Raw genomic sequence first — 18,818 nt, 5'->3', positions numbered from 1 at the left:
CCCCGGATGCACTGCGCCGGGGCGCTTCAGGAGTTCTGCCCGATGCCCGTGTTCTCGCGCCACCGCACGCTGCGCGCGCTGCCCTTGCTCAGCCTGCTGGCCTGCACCTGCGGCACTGCCTGCGCGCAGGCTGCGCAGTCGCAGTCGCAGGCGCGCGACCTGGATGCGGTGCAGGTGCGCAGCCAGTACACGCCGTACCGCGCGCTGAGCATTACCGGTGCCACCAAGATCGATGCGCCGCTGCGTGACCTGCCGATCAGTGCGCGGGTACTCGACCGGACCTTGCTCGAAGATGCAGGCGTCACCGATCTGGCTGGCGCACTGGAGCTGGCCAGCGGCATCACCAAGGCCAACAACCTGGGCGGGCTATGGGATAGCTATTCGATGCGCGGCTTCACCGGCGACCCGAATTTCAGTTCGGATTACATGGTCAACGGCTTCAATGCCAGCCGCGGTTACAACGGTCTGCGCGATGCGGCCAATACGCAAAGCATCGAGGTGATCAAGGGGCCGGCGTCGGCGTTGTACGGGCGCGGCGAGCCGGGCGGGGCCGTCAACATCGTCACCAAAAAGCCGCTGTTTCAGCCGCAGCACAGCGTGGATGTATCGGCAGGCCGCTTCGACAGCTATCGCGCGGCCATCGATAGCACCGGCCCGCTGAGCGAGAACGTGGCGTACCGTTTGAATGTGATGCACAAGGATCAACACAGCTTTCGCGATACCGTCGACAGCGACAGCACCTTGCTGGCGCCGTCGCTGTTGTGGATGCCGACGCCCGATACGACGGTGTCGTATGAGCTGGAAGCGGTGCGCCTCCACACGCCCTTCGATCGTGGCGTGACGGCCATCGGTGGCGATGCCAACCGGCTGCCGGCCTCGCGCTTTCTGGGCGAGCCGCGCGATGGCGATATCGACCTGCAATCCACCGGGCACCAGCTGTTCGTGGTGCACGGCCTGGATCAGACCTGGTCGGTGCAGGGTGGGGCGACTTACCGCGACAGTGGCATGCGCGGATTTTCCACCGAGCCCTGGACGCTGCAGGCCGACCAGCGCAGCTTGCGCCGCGAACGCCGCTACCGCGACTACCAGGGCCGCGATATCGCAGCGCGTGCAGAAGTGCTTGGCAGTCTTCAGGCCGGCAGGGTCACGCACAATGTGTTGTTCGGCATCGATGGCAATCGCTTCGACGACAGCCGCTTTCAGCAGCGCGCCCGTTCCGCGGCCACGCCCTACAGCATCGATGTGCTGGCGCCGCGTTATGGCCTGGCACAGCCAGGACGGCTGTCCACCATCACCGATACCGACGAACGCCAGCAGGTGTGGGGTGTGTACGCGCAGGACCAGATCGACCTGGGCGCGCGCTGGAAGGCCTTGCTTGGCCTGCGCTACGACCACTATCGGCAAGGCCTGGACAACCACTTGCGCGGCACCACGCAGCGGTCATCCGACGGCGTGGCGAGCCCGCGTGCAGGCATGACCTTCCATGTCGACGATGCGCTGTCGCTGTACGCCAGTGCGGCGGCGGGTTTTCGCCCCAACAGCGGTGTGGGCGCCAACGGGCAAAGCTTTGCACCTGAGAAAAGCCGCTCGCTGGAGACCGGCTTGAAATACGTGCAGCCCGGCGATGGCCTGGAAGCCACCGTGGCCGCATTCCGCATCGACAAGAAAAACGTGTTGAGCCTGGACCCGGCCGACACCAGTTTTTCGCTGCCGGTGGGCCAGATGCGCAGCCAGGGCGTGGAGCTGGATCTGCTGGGCAGGTTGAGCCCGCACCTGGCCGCGTCGGTGGGCCTGGCCTATACCGGTTCGCAGGTGACGCGCAGCAGTGCTGCTGCCGCCAGTACGGGGCTGGCTGAAGGCCGGCGGTTTCCGAATGTGCCGCGTTTGAGCGGTAACGCGTTCCTGAACTACGAGCAGCCGCTGACCGGCAAACGAAGCGCGGCGCTGGGTGTGGGCGTCTTGCACACCGGCGAGCGGCTGGGCTCGGTGGATAGCAACACCGATTTCGTGTTGCCGGCTTATACCGTGTGGCGAGCGGTTGGCCATTACGATCTGAGCCAGAGGCTACGCCTGTATGCCAAGGTGGAAAACCTCACCGACCGCCGTTACGCGGCGTTTTCGTACAGCGAGCAATGGGTGTATCCCGGTGCGCCGCGGAGTTGGACGGTAGGTGCGCAATTGCGGTTTTGAGCGATGCTCCACGACAGCCGAAGCGGCGATCGGCGCATGCGCCAATGTGGTGGATGCCAGCGTTACCGACGGCCGCCACGTTCCAGTTGAATACGCTTCGCGCTCGGGCGTGACTGCAGTGAGTGACTGCAACGCGCCGGCGAGTGCTTGCTGGACATCGTTGTGCGCTTGCATGCAGCTGCCGCTGCCGCGTGAGCAAGTGCAGCGCGGTTCGCAGCCAGAGGCGTGCAGTGACCTCATGCTCACGGCGGGTGACCTGCCACACGCGGTGATGGGCTGCATCTCCGAGATCGGAGCCTGCGTCAGTCGGCCCGACGTAGATCCGGACCGATCGAGGATCTAACTGCGTCGCTTCGACGGACTCTTGCTGCGTTTCTTGCCCGGCGTCGCCGGCGCAGCCTCCTCGTTGGCCAAGGCGCCGCCGGTGTGCAGCTGCTCCAGCCATGACAACGCATCCACATAGCCGAGAAAGTGCTGCAGATAGCCCGGCGAGCGCTCGCGCATCAGCGTGATGCAGCGATGCACCAGCACGCTGGAGTTGAGCGGGCCGGCGTCCTTGGGCGCATCCTGCAGCGACTGCCGCACCTGGCTGGCGGTGCGCACGGTGGTCCAGGTGCGACGAAAGTCGTCCAGCGCCGGCAGCTCCGGAAACAGCATGGCATCTGCGCTGGCAGTCTTGCGGCTGTCCACTTCCATCAGCGCCGCATGCCCGGCCATCTGCGCAGTGAGCGCACCCAAGGCGCTGGGCTGCGGCGACGCCGGCGTCGGGGAAGGCACTGCCCGGCTCCCGGCACGGCGACGCGCTGTCTGCTGCAGCGCTGTCGCATAGCCATCGATCATCGCGCCGAGCTTGTGGTCCAGCACCTCACGCACCGCATCGGCCTGCGCATCGGCACGCGCTGCCAACGCTTCCATCAGATGGAAGCGCACCGGATCCAACCGATCGGCGCCCTGGCTGCGCCAGCGCTCCAGTTGCGCGCGTGCGGGCAGTGCCGGCTTGCTCATCGCGGTGCGGCGGTTGCTGCGGGCGGCGCCGATGCGCCTGCGCGCGACGACGGGCGCGCGATCGGCGCGATCTCCACCCGGCGGTTCTTCGCGCGACGGGCTTCGTCGGCGTTGGAATCCACCGGTTGCTGCGAGCCGAATGCGGCGGCGAACACCGATGACGCCGGCACGCCTTCGGCGATCAAGGCACGGGTCACCGTGAGTGCGCGTTGTGCGGACAGTTCCCAGTTGTCGGCGTAGCGGCGATTGCCGCCCAGCACCGGGCGGTCGTCGGTAAATCCGCTGACCATCAGGATCTCGTCGCGCGCGCGCAGGTAGTGCGTCAATGGCGTGGCCAGCGACTTCAACACCTCGCGTCCTTCCGGCTGCAGTTCGTCGGAGTTGAACGCAAACAGCACATTGCCGCGAATGCCGATACGGCCATCGACCAGGGTCACGCGGCCGGCAGCCAACGGTGCGGCCAGTGCCTGTTCCAGCGTCTGCCGACGTTGCGCTTCGGCCTGGCGTTGTTTGACCTCCGCGTCCAGGCGGCTGGACAGTTGCAACTGCACGCCGATCACGCCGACCAGGATCAGCACGAACGCGCCCAGCAACACCGACATCAGGTCGCCGAATGCCGCCCAGATGGGCGTGCCCAGCTCGCCGTCGCTTTCGATCTCGTCGCTCATGCCGTTTCTGCTTGGCCGGGTTCGCCACGCCCGCGATCGAGCTGGCGCAGTTCTTCGATGATCTGCTTCTGCGAGAGCATGCTGAGGTCGACCACTTCGCGCGCCTGTGCCACGTAGTAAGCAAGTTGGTCGTCGCTGCGTGCCAGCGAGGCATCGAGTGCCGTGGCAACGTGCTGCAGGCGCTCATTGAGCTCGCTGGTGGCGCCGCTGAACAACTGCACCGCCATGCCGAACGCTTCGCCCAGGCTGGCCACTTCCACTGCGCTGCCGCTGACATGCGCGGCCACTGCGCCCAGCTTGCCGGTTTCGCTGCCGATCTGTTCGGTGAGCTGGCTGCCCACGCGCTGCAGCAGGTCGGCCGAGGTGGTCACCAAGGCATCCACCGCTTCGCGTTGTTCGGTGGAGGCGTGATTGACTGCGTTGAGCAAGGTGTCCAGGGTGGCAAGCAGCTTGCTGCGTTCTTCCAGCATGGCGGTGTCGCGCACCATGCTCTCGGACAGCGACTGGCGCAGCTCGGCCACGACATCGGCCGCGGCCTTGGGCGCTTCGGAGGCGATCTGCATCAGGCGCGACACTTCGCTGATCGTCGCGCTGGCCTGCGCCTGCGCCTGCGTGGACAGCTCGCTGGCGGTGCTGGCCAGGGTGTCGCAAATGGCCTGCTGTTGCCGGGCGACGCGTTCGCCGGTCTGTTCCCATTGTGCGGTCAGGGCCGTGCTCATCGCGCCGAAGCGCTCGCTCCACAGCGCCAGGCGCTGGGTGTCGCGCGCTTCCAGTGCCGCCTGCAGGTCGGTGTGCGATTGCTGCAAGGTGCCGACCAGGGCCGCCGCATGCGCCTCGAAACTGGCGGTGGCGGCGGCAAGTGCGCTGTGGTGCTGGCTGGACAATGTGGCGCTGGCGTTTTGCTGCTGAGCCAGTGCATCGCGCCACGCATTGGCAGCGTCGGTGCTGGATTGCTGCATGCGTTGCGAGACCGCATCCACCAACGCGGCGGAGCGTGTCTCGAAGGTGCTGGCAAATTGCGTGAGCGTGTCCTGCAACTCCTGGGTGAGCGTGTGATTGGCGCGCTGCTGCTCGGCCACCGCAGCCGTCCAGGTGGCCGCTGCCGTGGCGGTGCTGGCTTCGAAGCCGCTGCTCAACCCGTCCAGCTGCTGCTGCACGGCCTGCTGCACGCCTTCGTGCAGGGCACTGGTCTGCTGCGTCAGTTGTTCGAGGGTGGTGTGCAACTGCGCGCTGTGCGTTTCGGTGGCACGTTGCTGTTCGGCAAGCACGGCCGCCCAGGTGGCGGCGCTGGCCGCGGTGCTGCTGGCAAAGCCATCGTTGAGTGCGCTCAATTGCTGCTGCACGGCCTGGGTGACGCTGTCCTGCACGGCAACGCTGCGCTGGTCGATTTGTTCCAGTGTGCCCTGCAACTGTTCGGCCAACGTGGCCTGGGTGCGTTCCTGCGCAGCCAATGCCACCTGCCAGTGCTCGGTCGCCGTGCGCGCGTTCTGCTCGATGGCTGCACTGACGCCGTGCAACTGCTGCTGCACGGCGCTGCTCACGCTGTCCTGCACGGCTACGCTGTGCGCGGCAATCTGTTCCAGCGCGGTCTGCAACTGCGCGTTGTGGGTCTGCTGCGCGCGTTCCTGCGCCGCCAATGCCGTGCTCCAGTGCTGCGCCGTGGTGCTGGCACTGGTCTGGAAGCCATGAGTAATGCCGTCCAGCTGTTGCTGCACGGCTTGCGTGACGTGTTCCTGCAATGCGGCGGTATCGCGTGCGATGCTGGCCATGGTGGCTTCCATCGCCGGCTGCAATGCCGCACCGACCGCCCGTGCGCTTTCGGCGACACCGGCTTGCAGCGCGTGCTCCATGGCCGTGGCCAGCCGCGCATACGCCGCTTCGCTTTTGGCCTGGAAATCGGCTTGCTGGGCGGCCAGGCGCTGCTCGGCAGCCATGCTGTGCTGTTGGATGCTGTGCACCAGCGTCTGCAGCTGGTCGATCAAGGCTGGCATCAAGGCGCTTTGCTGCTGCTGCAGCTTGAATGCTTCGCCACGTCGGTGCGCGTCCGAATGCGTGTGCAGTTCGGCAGCGATCTTCAGGTCCAGCCGTTGCACCACCTGCAGGCGCTCGCGCCGGCACAGCGCCGACAACAACCCCAGCATGGCCGATGTCGCCACACCGGCGATGGAGGTACCGAACGCGAACGCCAGGCCTTCCACCGGTGCTGCGAGCGAGCCGCGAATGGCCTGCAGGTCGGTGGCGCTCTGCAATGCAAAGCCGGTGCCCTTGAGCGTGGCCATCATGCCGAGCAAGGTGCCGAGCATGCCGAGCAACACCAGCAAGCCGACCAGATACGGCGTCAGCACCGGGGCCGGCAACGCCACGCGCTCGCCCTTGATACGCAGGCGCACCGCATTACGCAGGCCAGGATGAACAGTTTGTAGCCAATCGCCCAGGGCAGAAGGCGCCGTGGCCAGCCCATCGACTGCCGCTTCCAGCGTCGCCGTGGCCTGGCGGTAGCGATACAACTCCAGCGCGCCGGCCACATAGCAGGCACCGATCACCGCCGCGACACAGGCGCCGAGCGGGTTGGAGCCGAGATAACCGATGCCGACCCAGCAAACCGCCAGCAGGCCGACGAGAAACACACACACGTGTACGAGAGTTCTGAACATGACGTCCCAGTTAGCGGGTACGAAGCGCTGCAAGCAGGCCTTCGATCGGGTGAAAACGAACATCCAGTTCGGCGAGCAACACGCTCTGCATGTCCTTGCGGAAGACATCCAGCCAGCCATCGGGCACCGCGCGTGGCGCGGCATCGTCATCGGTCGGCCGGTGCTGCGCCTGTGCAGCATCGCGCAGGCGTTCGAAATGTGCGCCGAGCAGGCTCGGCACGGTGTTCAACAGGCTCTGCTCGCGCGGGCTCAGGGTGAGCTCCATCACCGCATCCACTTCGGCCAACCGCGCCATGTCGGTGGAGGCCAATGCGAGCAGGTCGCGCAGGCGCCCGCGCAGATCGCCGGTGGCGGTACGCATGGCGCGTTGCATGGCCAAGTAGTGCTGCCGGAATGGTGCGAAATCCGGCGCGGCGACGGGTGCGTCTGCGAGCGCGGCGTTGCGCGCCTCGGCACGCACGCGCACAACCAGCGCGTCCAACTCGGTCACGCTGCTGGCAGCAAGACCGGTGCGCACGCGTGCGCAAGCCTCCGCATCGAGCGGGCGCGGTTCGGGCAGGTCGTCGGTGTCGGGCAGCTTGCCGTCCAGCGCCTTGGACACGGCAACCGCGCGCGTCCAGTCGATCCACTGGCTCAGCCGGTCGGCCAGCGCGTGGTTGGACTGAGCGATGTGCGCGTCGCTGAGGCGAGCAAGCAGGCGAATGAACGCCGGGCCCGACAAGGGCGCCCGTGGAGCAACTTTCGCCATTCTTCCGGTCAAAAACCGGGCATTTTACACGGGAACGCATGCCGGTCGGCGCGTCAGGCGGCAGCAGCGAGCACGCTGCCGGAAGCTTGCGTGCTGGCATTCAGCCGGTCCGAGGCGGGCGGCAGGCCCGGGTATGGCGGACGGCCTGACCTGCGGCGCTGCCAGCCACCGGCGCACTCAGGAGGCAGCAAGCAGCCCCAACCAGACGCCCGACATGCAGTATCCGCCAGGCTTTCTAACCAATTCAGGTCCAGGCCTCCGGCCATCCGGCTGACTCGATTTTGTAAGGTGAACGGGTATAAGCTGCGGGCCGGGGAATACCCCATCGAGGTAACACAATGGACCGCTCCGACATGCAAGTGTCCGATCTGCTGGTCTTGGAGCTGCAAGGGTTCCACGATGCCTATGGCAATGGGCCCGACTTCTGGGACGCCTACCAGCGCATCATGGGCATCGCGGCGCAGGCCGGCGGCAACATGGTCGCCTTGGCCAACGAAATGGCCTCACTGGCACAAGGGCTTGGCGCGACCAAGCGCGCGCAACTGCTGTAACTGCCCATGTCCGTGCGGGCGGCGACGCCTGCGCGCGGTGCCTGATCTGTTGAGCACTGAGTCCGCGTGCGCTGACTGCCCAAGCAGCTTCTGCAGTGCGGCCCAGAGTTGCAGCTGCCCTGATCGCGTGGTTTGAAGCTGATGGCCGACTACGTCGCATCGCGTCGGTGATGGCGGATGGATGTGCGCAGGCGCCTGCGAGGCATCGGGCAACGCAATACCCCACTCGCCGCTTCGACGTGGATGCAGCGGCAGACGTGGGACAGCCGGCCAATCGCCAGCGCCCCTGCATAACAAGAGTTCGGCTGGGCGAGACGGCCGCTGCACGGTGCGATGCGCGCCCTGCGAGCGCCGCGCAGGCGTCGCGCTGCAATCGGCATGTTGCATGCTGCAGAGGCTGTCTCTGACCCGGCAGGCGCAAGATGCCTGTTGCCGTTGCGGTTTTACTCGGCCTCGGCTGCGACGGCCGGTGTGACTGCAGCGGCTGGCGCAGCCTCTGGCGTGCCGCGCTTTTTTTCGCGACGTAGCGGTGTATCGCCCAGTCGCTCGATTGCGCCGCCGGATTGCTGAAATGCCTGCATATCGGCGGCCAACCGCTGTTCGGACAACCGCGGCTTGCCCGGCTGGTTACTGACGGTCATCGACTGGCGGCGGGAATGATGCATCGCAAATCCTCATGCGTTGTACAGCGTCAAGGGAATGCCCCGGCGGCGTTGATCGTCGTAGGTGGCACGTACGTCGCGGCAATACGGGCCGGACATGACGAAACGCCGGCAGATCGCCGGTCGCGTCTCGTAAATCGAGCAACACATGCGCGCAGCGTCGATGGCCACGCACCAGCCTTCCTCGTCGCGCGCCATCACATGCCAGCCTTGCGGCGTCACGCTGGTGAGATGGTGTGGGATACGGTCGGATGGATCGACCATGACGGTGAGCCGGCAGCAGACGGCGTCGCAGCGTTCGCAGAGATTGTCGATGGAAAGGGCCAGATGAAATGAGGGCGATACCGGATTCCGGCCGCCCATGCACCATACACCCTGGACGCGTGCGGATGTGAACCCAAGGCGCGTCGTCGCATGGCGGCCGTGCAGGTGCAACTGCGTGGGTGCCGGATGCCGCGTTCGGCGACACTGCTGGTCGCCACAGCGCTGCCTGACTTCATCTGCGCAAGCACAGGTCGCGCCCGGGCGCCGCGCGTGATCGAGAGGGACCATGGTTGCGCCGCATGGGAAGGAATGCGAGACCGCACCTAATGCACTGCATGGCCCGGCATGCACAGTGCAGCACATCCGTTGCCTTTGTCGTTGATGTGCGAAGACGCTTTTCACCTGTGCCAACGCAGCGCACCGTAGCGTAGTGGCTCGCATCACGTCGTAGGAAAACACATGAGCACATCCAACCAGATTTCCTCTGCAAACGACCACGCCGAACAGCGCGATCAAGCGCCGCACGACCAAACGCAGCACGACAAGAAAAAGCAGGACGCGCTGCAGGACGAAGCGGTGGAAGAGACCTTCCCGGCCAGCGACCCGGTGTCCCCGTTCGTGCCGGCCAAGCCGCTGGACTGAGCCTGTTGCCAACACTCAACAGCTATACAACATGCAGACGGCGCGGTCGAAGATCGCGCCGTCTGCGTAGATCCCACTCACGCTTTTACGGCGTGAGCACCACCTTGCGGCAATCGTCCTGCTTCTTGTCGAAGAGTTCGTAGCCACGCGCCGCGTCAGCCAGCGGCATGCGATGCGAAATGATCGAGCTTGGCTTGAGCTGACCATTGCCGATGCATTCCAGCAGATGCGGCATATGCTTTTGCACATGCGTCTGGCCCATCTTGAAGGTCAGGCCCTTGTCGAATGCATCGCCAAACATGAAAGCGTGGATGAAGCCGGCATACACGCCGGGCACGCTCACCACACCGCAACGACGGGTTGCGGCGATGCACTGGCGGATCGCCACGCCGCTGCTGCCTTCCAGTTTCAGGTTGGTCAGTGCGGTTTCGATGGCGCTGCCTTCGGCCTCGAAGCCGACCGCCTCGATGCTGGCATCGACCCCCCGGCCATCGGTCTGCGAGACGATCACATCGGCCGGGTCGTCGACCTCGTCGAAATTGATCGGAATCACGCCATAGGTCCTGGACGCAAAATCGAGCCGGTATGCGTGCCGGTCGACCATGAAAATGCGCTCTGCGCCCAGCATGCGGCAGCACGCCGCGGCCATCAGGCCGACCGGGCCGGCGCCGAAGATGGCAACGGTCGAGCCTTGTTTGACGCCTGCATCGACGACGGCTTGATACCCGGTCGGCAGGATGTCGGACAGGAACAGCACCTGCTCATCGTGCAAGGCATCGGGCACCACCAGCGGGCCGACATTGGCCTTGGGCACGCGCACGTATTCGGCCTGGCCGCCGGACAATCCGCCATACAAATGGCTGAAGCCGAACAGCGCGGCGGGCGGGCGCATGTCCTTGTGATTGAGCGCCGCGCCCTTGCCGGTATTGGTGGTTTCGCACGCGGAAAATTCCTGCAGCACGCAGTGGAAACACCGCCCGCAGGCGACCACGAACGGAATCACGACCCGGTCGCCCGGCTTGACCGCCGTGACATCCGGGCCCACCTCTTCCACGATGCCCATGAATTCGTGGCCGAGAATGTCGCCGGGGCGTAGGTCGGGAATCTTGCCGCGATACAGATGCAGGTCAGAGCCGCAAATGGCGGTGGCAGTGACGCGCAGGATCAGGTCGTCGCGTTCGACCAAGAGTGGATCGGGCACGGTTTCCACTCGCACATCGCGTGAACCGTGGTAGTTGAGGGCAAGCATGTCTGTCTCCTGTGGGCATTTAGACGCGGCGGCGCACTGCAGTGTTCGTGCAGCGGTGTTAAACCTGTCAGCACACTGCGTGGGCGCGGTGTGGACGCGCCCGATCGCCGACGCGGCGTTGATGCGCAGGTCACGTCTGGATAACCCCCGCGCTCGCAGGCTCATATGACGCGCTGGGACGCAGGCATGCCGCCTTCGCCGTCCCTGCGAACCCAACAATCAACGACCGCCAGACGCGATGAAAGATCGCGCTCAACAGGAGACAGCGATGGGACTTTTCAAGATGGTGACCGCCGGCGCGGTGGGCTATGTGGCGTACAAGGCCTGGCAGCGCCGGCAGGGGCACACGAGCGATCCGCAGGATCTACAGAGCAACGTAGCCACGGTGGTCGGTAGCACGCCGCCTCACGGCGACCCGTTGCGCGATAGCGTGGGCGATGCCCGCGACCGCAAGCAGGCGCTTGGCGCGCTGGCAGTGTTCAACGAGAACGAACGCACGCTTGCGCAACTGGCGGTGGTCAAGGGTGTGGAAGGCGAGGTGCTGGCCTTCGCACGCAAGATGGACGAAGCCCACAGCGCTGCGTTGACGGACCTCAGCCGGTTTGCGCCGGATCGCAATGGCACGTTGGCCCAGGCCGCCACCGCGGGCGCCGAGGGCGTGCGCAAGCGCCTGCAGGACTTGCACGGGCAACAGTTCGAATCGCAGTATCTGCAAGCCAGTGTGGACAGCCACGAGCAGGCGTTGGCCCTGCTGGACACACAGCTCAGCAGCGAGCCGGGCTCAAGCGACCTGGGTAAAGAGTTGCAGCGCGCACGCGACACCATCGCCGAGCATCTGGAACACGCCAAGGCGCTGCGCGCCAATCAGGGCCAGCCCCACTGACCACAGCTCGCCAGACAACGCGTCGATGCGGCAGCCGGCAAACCGTGCGAAGCGCCGGCGTCGCAGCCGGCTCACCAGCTGTCCTACATGGGAGATCGCCATGGGCGAACCACGGGATGCAAATCGTCAACCCACCGACATGCACAATGTAAGCATCAACGAGGAATGGGAGTTGCAGTACTGGGCGCGCGAACTGGGGATGTCCGAAGACGACCTCAAGCGCGCAGTGCAGGAGGTCGGCAACGTGACGAACAGGCTGCGCGACTATCGGCCACCGCATTGAGGCGTTGTGCAGGAAGTGGAACAGGCAGCCAGACGCTGCCTGTTTTTTTTGCGCGCCAGCGATCGCAAACGTGGTCTGCTGCCAGGCCGGAAAGTGCATCTCATGCCATGCTCGTCGCACTGGGCCAGCCGCTGGCTGCGCCTGCCTCGCCGCGCATGACGCAAGGCAAGCAGCGCTTCTGGGCGCAGCCGCCTCACGGTGCTTCCGGTGCCGTCTCGAATCCGGCTGCCTGGCGCTGCCACAAACTGTCGAACACGCCACCGCGGCCGCGCAGTTCCGCAGGGCTGCCATCTTCGACCACACGGCCGTCCTGCAGCACCACGATGCGATCGAAGCCAATCACCGTGGACAGGCGATGGGCGACCGCCAACACGGTGCGGTCGCGCATCAGGTGATCCAGTGCGGCCTGGATCTCCGCTTCCGATTCGGTGTCCAGTGCCGAGGTGGCCTCGTCCAGAATCAGGATCGGCGCATCCTTGAGAAAGGCGCGGGCAATCCCCAGCCGTTGCCGCTGTCCGCCCGATAACATCACCCCGCGCTCGCCCACCTGTGTGTCGTAGCCCTCGGGCAATTGCCGGATGAAGCCATCGCAGAATGCATGCCGCGCCGCGTCGTGCACCTCGGCATCGCTTGCATCGGGACGTCCGTAGCGGATGTTGTCGGCGATGCTGCGATTGAACAACGCAGTTTCCTGCGGCACCACTGCAATCTTTTCGCGCAGGCTGTCCTGGCTGACCCCGCGGATGTCCTGCCCGTCGATCAGCACGCGTCCGGATTCCACATCGTCCAGGCGCTGGATCAGGGCAATCAAGGTGGATTTGCCGGCACCGGAGGGCCCCACGATGCCCACTTTCTGGCCGGCCGGAATATGCAGGTTCAATCCTTCCAGCACCGCGGCGCGCTCGGGATAGGCAAAACGCACCTGTTCGAAACGCACATCGCCTTCGGCCGAGGCCAGCGGCACGTCCGCATCGACGATGGCGTGCGGTTGCAGAATGATCTGCAAGGTGTCGGCAATGGCGCCCAGTTGCTGGGTGGTGTCCACCAAGGTCAGCGCCAGATCGCGCGAGCCATGCAGGATGCGGAAGGTCAGCGCACTGACCAACACCACATCGCCTGCACTCACCGCTCCGGAGCGCCACATGCCGATGGCCCAGATCAGCATGCCGCCGGCCATCAGCGACAGGCAGATGTCGTGAATCACCCGCGCCTTTTCCACGTACATCCAGCTGCGCCGATGCGCCACGGCCTCGTGACCGATCTGTTCGGCCAGCCGCGCGCTTTCGCGATCGCGCGCGGCAAACGCCTTGATCGTCCACACGTTGGAAACCGCATCCACCAGCTCGCCACCCACCCGGGCGGCCTGCGCGGCAAAGCGCTGATGCTTGGCGCGGCCGCGAATGCCGAAGCTGGTGATGATGGCCGCCACGATCGCAATGAAGCCGACCAGCGTGGCGGCCATGCGCCAATCCACCGTCAACAGCAGCACGATGGCGCCGACGAAATCCACGATGGGCGGCACGATCTTCCACGCCAGTCCACCGAAGATCTGCCCGGCGGCGCTGCCGAGCGCGGTGATGCGGTTGCCCAGCGCACCGGCAAAATGCTCGGTGAAGTAGCGCATCGGGTGGCCGGTGAGATGGCGGAACAAATCCACGCGGATGTCCACCACGCTGGCCACCACGGTGCGGCAGCCCAGCCAGCCGCCCAGGCGCCACAGCAGGTTTTCCACCGCGATCAGGCTGATGAACAGGCCCAGCGGCAGCCACACGTTTGCCTGGCTGCGTTGATCGGTGGCCATCGCGTCCACCAGCATTTTCATGCCGTATTGCACCGACACCGCGCAGCCGGCCGCGCCCACGATCAGGAGCAGCAAGCCACTGAAATGCCACGGCCGTCGGCCCACGTAGTGCCAGAGAAAACGCGCCGGCGTGTCCGGCAGCAAGGTGGAGTGGGCGGACGTACTCACGGGGCGATATCGGCCAGCGCGAACTGCGGTGCGCGCAGACCGAAACGCGCGTGCTCGCGGCGCAGTTGGTCGGCTAGGCCTTGGTGCAGCGGTCGTTCGCCGTGCTCGTCCGCATAGCCGAGCACGCCGGTGGGGCAATGCCGGTCGTTGTCCCAACCGGGGTAGTCCAGCACCGGATACAGACAGACACCTTCCATCGCCACGCCGTGCTGCAGGGCCAGCGCAACCTCGCTGCCGACATGATCGAGCCAGGGGGCGCGTTGATCGGCTTCGGCACCGGTTTCGGAGACGATCATCGGGCGGCGATAGCGCTGCCAGAACTCCAGCATGATGGTCGAGAACGGGCGGTGGTCGGGCGAGTTGCGCAGGATCGGCACGCCGCCCAGATACCACTGATTGTCCGAGTAGTAGTTGAGGCCGATGATGTCCAGATACTCCGGCGCCCCGCCGAGTCCTGGCCACTGCTTGCCGCAGATCATGTCCCAGGCTTCGAACTGCGCCAGCCGCAGGCGTTCGGCTTCGCGGCGCGGGCCGGGCCGGTCGTTGGATGGCACCACATGGATCGCTGGGTCCACCTGCAGGAAGCGTGCGCGCGGATCCACCTGGCGTATTGCGTCGATCGCGGCGATGGTGGCGCGGACCAATTGATGCTTGAGCTCGAAACCACGCCCGCGCGCCATCGGATGCATGCGCGCGTGATCGCCGCCATTCCATGCCCAGAACGAGATCTCGTTGAGCGGCGCGTAGAACGGCACGGCGTCGGAGGCGTCCTTGATGCACTGTGCGGCGGCGGCAGCAAAGCGCGCGAAGCGGTCGACGAACTGCGGCGTCCAGATGTCCACATCGTCCGGCCAGCCGTAATGGCACACGTCCCAGATCACCTGCGTGCCCACGCTGTCGGCCGCGTGCAGCATCGGCAGGAAACTGGACCAGTCGTAATGCCCGGGGCGTGGTTCGATCAGATGCCAGCGCAGGCCATCGCGCGCGGTACGTAGGCCATGCGCCGCCAACGCCGCGTAGTCCTTGGCGGCCCAACGGTCATGCCCGGTGGCGGCAATCAGGTCGAGCCTGCGCCCGTCGCGGCGGCGGTGGGTCGAACACTCGAACCCCGCCATGAAAAAACTTTCGAACAGTGTGGGGGTATGCATCCAACATCCTGCTGCGCGCGCCGCTGGGTTGCAGCGCTGCGTCGATAACTGCCCTGCAGCCACGGTGCTGCAGGGCGGGGCGTGCGTTGTCAGACCGCCAGCTCGGCGCGCCGCGGCTCGGCGTCTTCGATGCGCTTGTACAAGGCCAACGCCTGGCCGACCACCTGATCCATGTTGTAGTACTTGTAGGTGCCCAGACGGCCAAGGAAGGTCACCTTGGGCGTCTCGGCGGCCAGGCGTTCGTAACGCCGATATAGCTCTGCGTTCTCCGCGCGTGGAATCGGATAATACGGGTCGCCCTCGGCAGAAGGATACTCGCGGGTGATGCTGGTGTTGGGATGTTGCTGGCCGGTGAGGTGCTTGTATTCGGTGATGCGCGTGTAGGCCACCGCTTCGTCCGGATAATTGACCGTGGCCACCGCCTGGAAGTGCTCCTGATCGAGCGTGCTGTGCTCGAACCTGAGCGAGCGGTACGGCAGCTTGCCGTAGCAATAGTCGAAGTATTCGTCCACCGGCCCGCTGTACACCAGCTGGTCGTACTCCAGCTCGTCGCAGATCTCGCGGTAGTCGGTATTGAGCATCACCTTGATGTTGGGGTGATCGAGCATGCGCTCGAACATGCGCGTATAGCCATGCAGCGGCATCTGCTGGAAGGTGTCGGTGAAGTAGCGGTCGTCGTCGTTGGTACGGGTGGGCACGCGCGAGGTCACCGACTTGTCCAGCTGCGACGGATCCAGCCCCCACTGCTTGCGCGTATAGCCGCGAAAGAAGGTTTCATAGAGCTCGCGGCCCACCTGATTGACCACCACATCTTCGCTGGTCCGGATATCGGCCACCGGCTCGGCGCGGCTGGCCAGGAACGCTGCGGCCTGTTCTTCGCTGCTGAGTTGCAGGCCGTACAGACGGTTCAACGTGGTCATGTTGATGGGGATCGGCACCTGCTGGTCTCCCACCTGCGCAAGCACGCGGTGCGCATACGGACGCCATTGGGTGAAATTGGACAGGTAATCCACGATGCGCTGCGCGTTGGTGTGGAAGATATGCGGACCATAACGATGGATCAGCACGCCGGCATCGTCATGGAAATCGTAGGCGTTGCCGCCGATATGCGGGCGACGGTCGACCACCAGCACACGCTTGCCGAGGCCGGCGGCCAGCCGTTCGGCCAACACGCTGCCGGCAAATCCTGCGCCGACGATGAGGTAATCGAAACCACGCCGTGCATTGCCGCGCGTGCGACGGGCGGCGAGCGGCGCGGCGGCCGGCGGGGTCATTGCGTCCAAGAAAGCGTCTCCTTCATCAGGTCGTAGGTGTGGTCCCAGGACATGTCGCCCAGCACGGCATCGGCGCGGTCGAGCAACTGCGCGCGATCTGCACTGTCCTGCAGTGCGGCTTCGCACGCGGCGACGAACGCGTCGGCGGTCGCGGCAATGCGCACCACGCCGGTGTCGCCATAGGTGCGCACCACATCGTGGATTGGCGTGGACACCACCGGGCAGCCGCCAGCGAGGTATTCGGGTGTCTTGGTCGGGCTGATGAAGCGGGTGGAGGCATTCATCGCAAACGGCATCAACGCCACCTCCCAGCCGGAGAGATAACCAGGCAGTTCGTCGTAGGTCTTGCCGCCCAGATAGTGGATGTTGGTGGCCTGCGGCAGCTCGGCGGGATCGATCTTGACCACCGGGCCAATCATCACCAATTGCCAGTGCGGCCGCTGCGTCGCGATCGCGCGTAGCAGCTCGACGTCGAACCGCTCGTCGATGACACCGTAGAAACCCAGCCGCGGGTGCGCGATGCCGGCCTGGTCGTCAGGCTCCTGCTGCGGCGTGCGCGCGGCGGCGAAGTGCGCCACGTCCACGCTACTGGGGAACGCGTGCGCATTGGCGTGCAACGCGCGCTTGGCCTCCCAAATGCTGTAGCCGCCGGTGAAGACCACATCGGCGCGCTGCAGCAGTGCGCGCTCGCGTTGCACCAGCTCCGGGGGCGCGCCACGAAAGGCCGACAACTCGTCCATGCAGTCGTAGATGACCATGCGCGCACGCAGATGCGCACTGAAGCTCTGGCTCATTGGCGTGTAGTACCACAGCAGCAGGTCGCGTACGCCAAGCTCGGCCAGGTAGCCGTCCAGCAGGCGACGTTGCACCTGCACGGCCTCCTCGCCCCCGCACCCGACGGGCAGGCGCGGCACCAAGACGTGCACGCCGTGCTCTTGGCCACGCACCTCCAGCCAGGGTTCGGCTGCATCGCAGGCGATGGGCTCCTCCCAGAACAGCACATTGGCATCGCGTGCAAAGCGCGACATCAGGTGCTGCGGGCGCTGATAGACAAAACTCCAGCGCAGATGCGACAGACACAACAGTGTGGGCCGCGCCGGATCGAACTGCGGCGTGCTGTCGGATGGAACCGCGCGGCGGGTCTTGCCGATCGCGTATTGGAACTGGCCAGCCCAACTCATGGAATACCCTCGTAGGAAAGAAACGGGTCGTTGCGCATTACGCGCCGGAGAAACCATCGGCGACCGCCAGCGTGCGTACCGGCTCGCTGCGACGGCGCGTGTCCGGACCGGGCGGTCGCCGGCGCGGTGATGTCGGCAGCTCGCGCGCACTTTCGCGTTCGGGCACGGCCGCCGCGGAGCGCGGGCGCGGCAGACGCGAACCGGCGTAGCCATCCGGGTGCATCGATTGCCAGCGCCAGGTATCGCGGCACATGCGGTCCAGGTCGTATTCCGCGGTCCAGCCCAGCAGCCGGTTGGCCAGCGCAGTGCTGGCGAAGTACACCGCCACGTCGCCACCGCGACGTGGCGCGATGCTCAGCGGAATGCGCCTGCCACTGGCGCGCGCGAACGCGGCCGCCACCTCGCGCACGCTGTAGCCGCGCCCGGTGCCCAGATTGACCACCAGGCCCTTGCGCTCGCGCTGCAGGTAATCGATGGCATCCACATGCGCGCGCGCCAGATCCATCACATGCAGATAGTCGCGCACGCCGGTACCGTCGTCGGTGGGGTAGTCGTCGCCGAAGACCTGCAATGCCGCGCGACGCCCCACTGCCACCTGCGCGATGTAGGGCATCAGGTTGTTCGGTACGCCTCGCGGATCTTCGCCCAGATACCCGCTGGGGTGCGCACCCACCGGGTTGAAGTAGCGCAGCAACGCCGCATTGAAATCCGGCCACGCGGCGCTGAGGTCGCCGATCATTTCTTCCATCATCAGCTTGGTGCGCCCGTAGGGGTTGATCGCCTTCAGCGGCGCGCTTTCGTCGATCGGGCTGCGGTTGGCGTCGCCATACACGGTGGCCGACGAGCTGAACACCAGGTTGCACACCTTGGCAGTCCGCATCGCGCGTAGCAGCGCCAGCGTGCCGGTGACGTTGTTGTTGAAGTACAGCAGCGGCTCGCGCACCGATTCGCCAACGGCCTTGAGTGCGGCAAAATGCAGGACGGCGTCGATGCGCTCGCTGATCAACAAGTCGGCAAGCTCGGGCGCACGCACATCCATGCGATGAAACTCCGGGCGGAACCCCATCAGATGCTGCAGATGGTCGAGCACGCGCTCGGAGGAGTTGCTCAAATTATCGACAATGCACACGTCATGACCGCGCCGCGCCAGTTCCACGCAGGTGTGTGAGCCGATATAGCCGGTGCCGCCGGTGACCAGAATTCGCATTGTTGTCTGCCTTATGGGGGCGCTACTGCGCTGGCCTGCCAATGGCGCGGATGCATCAGCTCGCATGCGTCGATGCATGGGGGCGATGTCGTTGCGCCAGCAGTGGGTTCGCGCCTGCGCCACGCAGGCGTGGCGGGCAGCACTGTTTGGAGAGGTGTGGTGCATCACGTTCCAACGCCACCTACGGTAGGAGGCCGACCGTGAGAGCAATCGCAGGAACGGGTGGGTGCCACGCGAGCG

At 65.6% G+C, this 18,818-nt stretch carries 17 protein-coding genes; 5 read left to right on the top strand and 12 right to left on the bottom strand.

The features are described from left to right. Window positions 1-42 precede the first annotated feature (42 nt). Window positions 43-2,190: a TonB-dependent siderophore receptor gene (locus HLH45_RS01590; RefSeq protein ID WP_008577666.1), complete on the top strand. Its 2,148-nt coding sequence runs from the start codon at window positions 43-45 to the stop codon at window positions 2,188-2,190. A gap of 339 nt (window positions 2,191-2,529) precedes the next feature. On the opposite strand, the gene HLH45_RS01585 is transcribed toward HLH45_RS01590, so the two are convergent. From HLH45_RS01585 to HLH45_RS01570, 4 genes are read right to left on the bottom strand one after another with little or no spacing between them, the layout of a single operon-like run. Next, window positions 2,530-3,195 carry a DUF2894 domain-containing protein gene (locus tag HLH45_RS01585; protein ID WP_008577670.1) on the bottom strand — a complete coding sequence of 222 codons (666 nt, stop codon included), beginning with the start codon at window positions 3,193-3,195 and terminating at the stop codon, window positions 2,530-2,532. After that, a complete protein-coding gene (locus HLH45_RS01580) occupies window positions 3,192-3,863 on the bottom strand; it encodes an OmpA family protein (protein ID WP_008577671.1) in 672 nt (223 codons plus the stop codon). The genes HLH45_RS01585 and HLH45_RS01580 overlap by 4 nt, the downstream gene beginning before the upstream one ends. Next, entirely contained in the window at window positions 3,860-6,517 is a 2,658-nt protein-coding gene (locus HLH45_RS01575) for a DUF802 domain-containing protein (RefSeq protein ID WP_033479357.1), read from the bottom strand. Before HLH45_RS01575 ends, HLH45_RS01580 begins: the two co-directional genes overlap by 4 nt. 10 nt (window positions 6,518-6,527) lie before the next feature. Next, window positions 6,528-7,277 (bottom strand): DUF3348 domain-containing protein, encoded by a 750-nt coding sequence (locus HLH45_RS01570; protein ID WP_014091172.1) that lies wholly within the window; start codon window positions 7,275-7,277, stop codon window positions 6,528-6,530. 326 nt (window positions 7,278-7,603) lie between these two features. Between HLH45_RS01570 and HLH45_RS01565 the strand changes: the two genes are divergently transcribed. Then, entirely contained in the window at window positions 7,604-7,816 is a 213-nt protein-coding gene (locus HLH45_RS01565) for a hypothetical protein (RefSeq protein ID WP_008577678.1), read from the top strand. A gap of 443 nt (window positions 7,817-8,259) precedes the next feature. Here HLH45_RS01565 and HLH45_RS01560 read toward each other — a convergent pair whose 3' ends face one another. Together HLH45_RS01560 and HLH45_RS01555 are read right to left on the bottom strand one after the other, a co-directional pair. Beyond that, window positions 8,260-8,457 (bottom strand): hypothetical protein, encoded by a 198-nt coding sequence (locus HLH45_RS01560; RefSeq protein WP_008577680.1) that lies wholly within the window; start codon window positions 8,455-8,457, stop codon window positions 8,260-8,262. 33 nt (window positions 8,458-8,490) lie between these two features. Further along, window positions 8,491-8,913, bottom strand: coding sequence for a YkgJ family cysteine cluster protein (locus HLH45_RS01555; protein ID WP_031425011.1), 423 nt, complete (start codon window positions 8,911-8,913; stop codon window positions 8,491-8,493). A gap of 288 nt (window positions 8,914-9,201) precedes the next feature. Between HLH45_RS01555 and HLH45_RS01550 the strand changes: the two genes are divergently transcribed. Next, the gene (locus tag HLH45_RS01550; RefSeq protein ID WP_008577683.1) at window positions 9,202-9,384 is read left to right on the top strand and encodes a hypothetical protein; all 183 of its coding nucleotides are present in this window, start codon (window positions 9,202-9,204) and stop codon (window positions 9,382-9,384) included. Between the two features lie 85 nt (window positions 9,385-9,469). Here the strand turns inward: HLH45_RS01550 and HLH45_RS01545 are convergent, their stop codons facing one another. Continuing rightward, window positions 9,470-10,633: a zinc-dependent alcohol dehydrogenase gene (locus HLH45_RS01545; protein ID WP_008577685.1), complete on the bottom strand. Its 1,164-nt coding sequence runs from the start codon at window positions 10,631-10,633 to the stop codon at window positions 9,470-9,472. Window positions 10,634-10,901: 268 nt separating this feature from the next. Between HLH45_RS01545 and HLH45_RS01540 the strand changes: the two genes are divergently transcribed. Next, the gene (locus HLH45_RS01540; protein WP_008577687.1) at window positions 10,902-11,516 is read left to right on the top strand and encodes a DUF4142 domain-containing protein; all 615 of its coding nucleotides are present in this window, start codon (window positions 10,902-10,904) and stop codon (window positions 11,514-11,516) included. Between the two features lie 100 nt (window positions 11,517-11,616). Next, window positions 11,617-11,799, top strand: a complete 183-nt coding sequence (locus HLH45_RS01535; protein WP_008577689.1) for a DUF3606 domain-containing protein — start codon at window positions 11,617-11,619, stop codon at window positions 11,797-11,799. A gap of 193 nt (window positions 11,800-11,992) precedes the next feature. Here HLH45_RS01535 and HLH45_RS01530 read toward each other — a convergent pair whose 3' ends face one another. The 5 genes from HLH45_RS01530 to galE form a co-directional block, all read right to left on the bottom strand. Next, the gene (locus HLH45_RS01530; RefSeq protein WP_033479363.1) at window positions 11,993-13,768 is read right to left on the bottom strand and encodes an ABC transporter ATP-binding protein; all 1,776 of its coding nucleotides are present in this window, start codon (window positions 13,766-13,768) and stop codon (window positions 11,993-11,995) included. Next, a complete protein-coding gene (locus HLH45_RS01525; RefSeq protein ID WP_008577693.1) occupies window positions 13,765-14,916 on the bottom strand; it encodes a glycoside hydrolase family 1 protein in 1,152 nt (383 codons plus the stop codon). Before HLH45_RS01525 ends, HLH45_RS01530 begins: the two co-directional genes overlap by 4 nt. Window positions 14,917-15,005: 89 nt before the next feature. Next, the gene (glf, locus tag HLH45_RS01520) at window positions 15,006-16,190 is read right to left on the bottom strand and encodes a UDP-galactopyranose mutase (protein ID WP_008577697.1); all 1,185 of its coding nucleotides are present in this window, start codon (window positions 16,188-16,190) and stop codon (window positions 15,006-15,008) included. Further along, window positions 16,187-17,371, bottom strand: coding sequence for a glycosyltransferase family 1 protein (locus HLH45_RS01515; RefSeq protein WP_008577698.1), 1,185 nt, complete (start codon window positions 17,369-17,371; stop codon window positions 16,187-16,189). The genes glf and HLH45_RS01515 overlap by 4 nt, the downstream gene beginning before the upstream one ends. A gap of 37 nt (window positions 17,372-17,408) precedes the next feature. Beyond that, window positions 17,409-18,578 carry a UDP-glucose 4-epimerase GalE gene (gene galE / locus HLH45_RS01510; protein WP_008577700.1) on the bottom strand — a complete coding sequence of 390 codons (1,170 nt, stop codon included), beginning with the start codon at window positions 18,576-18,578 and terminating at the stop codon, window positions 17,409-17,411. Window positions 18,579-18,818 lie beyond the last annotated feature (240 nt).

This window comes from Xanthomonas euvesicatoria (assembly GCF_013112235.1).
GTDB lineage: Bacteria > Pseudomonadota > Gammaproteobacteria > Xanthomonadales > Xanthomonadaceae > Xanthomonas > Xanthomonas euvesicatoria.
The sequence above is the reverse complement of the archived record's forward strand: the minus strand, read 5'-3'. Positions and strand labels throughout refer to the sequence as shown.

Coding starts and splice junctions, on each gene's coding strand:
- HLH45_RS01590 (WP_008577666.1), top strand. CDS start 43: ATGCCCGTGTTCTCGCGCCACCGCACGCTGCGCGCGCTGCCCTTGCTC.
- HLH45_RS01585 (WP_008577670.1), bottom strand. CDS start 3,195: ATGAGCAAGCCGGCACTGCCCGCACGCGCGCAACTGGAGCGCTGGCGC.
- HLH45_RS01580 (WP_008577671.1), bottom strand. CDS start 3,863: ATGAGCGACGAGATCGAAAGCGACGGCGAGCTGGGCACGCCCATCTGG.
- HLH45_RS01575 (WP_033479357.1), bottom strand. CDS start 6,517: ATGTTCAGAACTCTCGTACACGTGTGTGTGTTTCTCGTCGGCCTGCTG.
- HLH45_RS01565 (WP_008577678.1), top strand. CDS start 7,604: ATGGACCGCTCCGACATGCAAGTGTCCGATCTGCTGGTCTTGGAGCTG.
- HLH45_RS01560 (WP_008577680.1), bottom strand. CDS start 8,457: ATGACCGTCAGTAACCAGCCGGGCAAGCCGCGGTTGTCCGAACAGCGG.
- HLH45_RS01550 (WP_008577683.1), top strand. CDS start 9,202: ATGAGCACATCCAACCAGATTTCCTCTGCAAACGACCACGCCGAACAG.
- HLH45_RS01545 (WP_008577685.1), bottom strand. CDS start 10,633: ATGCTTGCCCTCAACTACCACGGTTCACGCGATGTGCGAGTGGAAACC.
- HLH45_RS01540 (WP_008577687.1), top strand. CDS start 10,902: ATGGGACTTTTCAAGATGGTGACCGCCGGCGCGGTGGGCTATGTGGCG.
- HLH45_RS01535 (WP_008577689.1), top strand. CDS start 11,617: ATGGGCGAACCACGGGATGCAAATCGTCAACCCACCGACATGCACAAT.
- HLH45_RS01525 (WP_008577693.1), bottom strand. CDS start 14,916: ATGCATACCCCCACACTGTTCGAAAGTTTTTTCATGGCGGGGTTCGAG.
- glf (WP_008577697.1), bottom strand. CDS start 16,190: ATGACCCCGCCGGCCGCCGCGCCGCTCGCCGCCCGTCGCACGCGCGGC.
- HLH45_RS01515 (WP_008577698.1), bottom strand. CDS start 17,371: ATGAGTTGGGCTGGCCAGTTCCAATACGCGATCGGCAAGACCCGCCGC.
- galE (WP_008577700.1), bottom strand. CDS start 18,578: ATGCGAATTCTGGTCACCGGCGGCACCGGCTATATCGGCTCACACACC.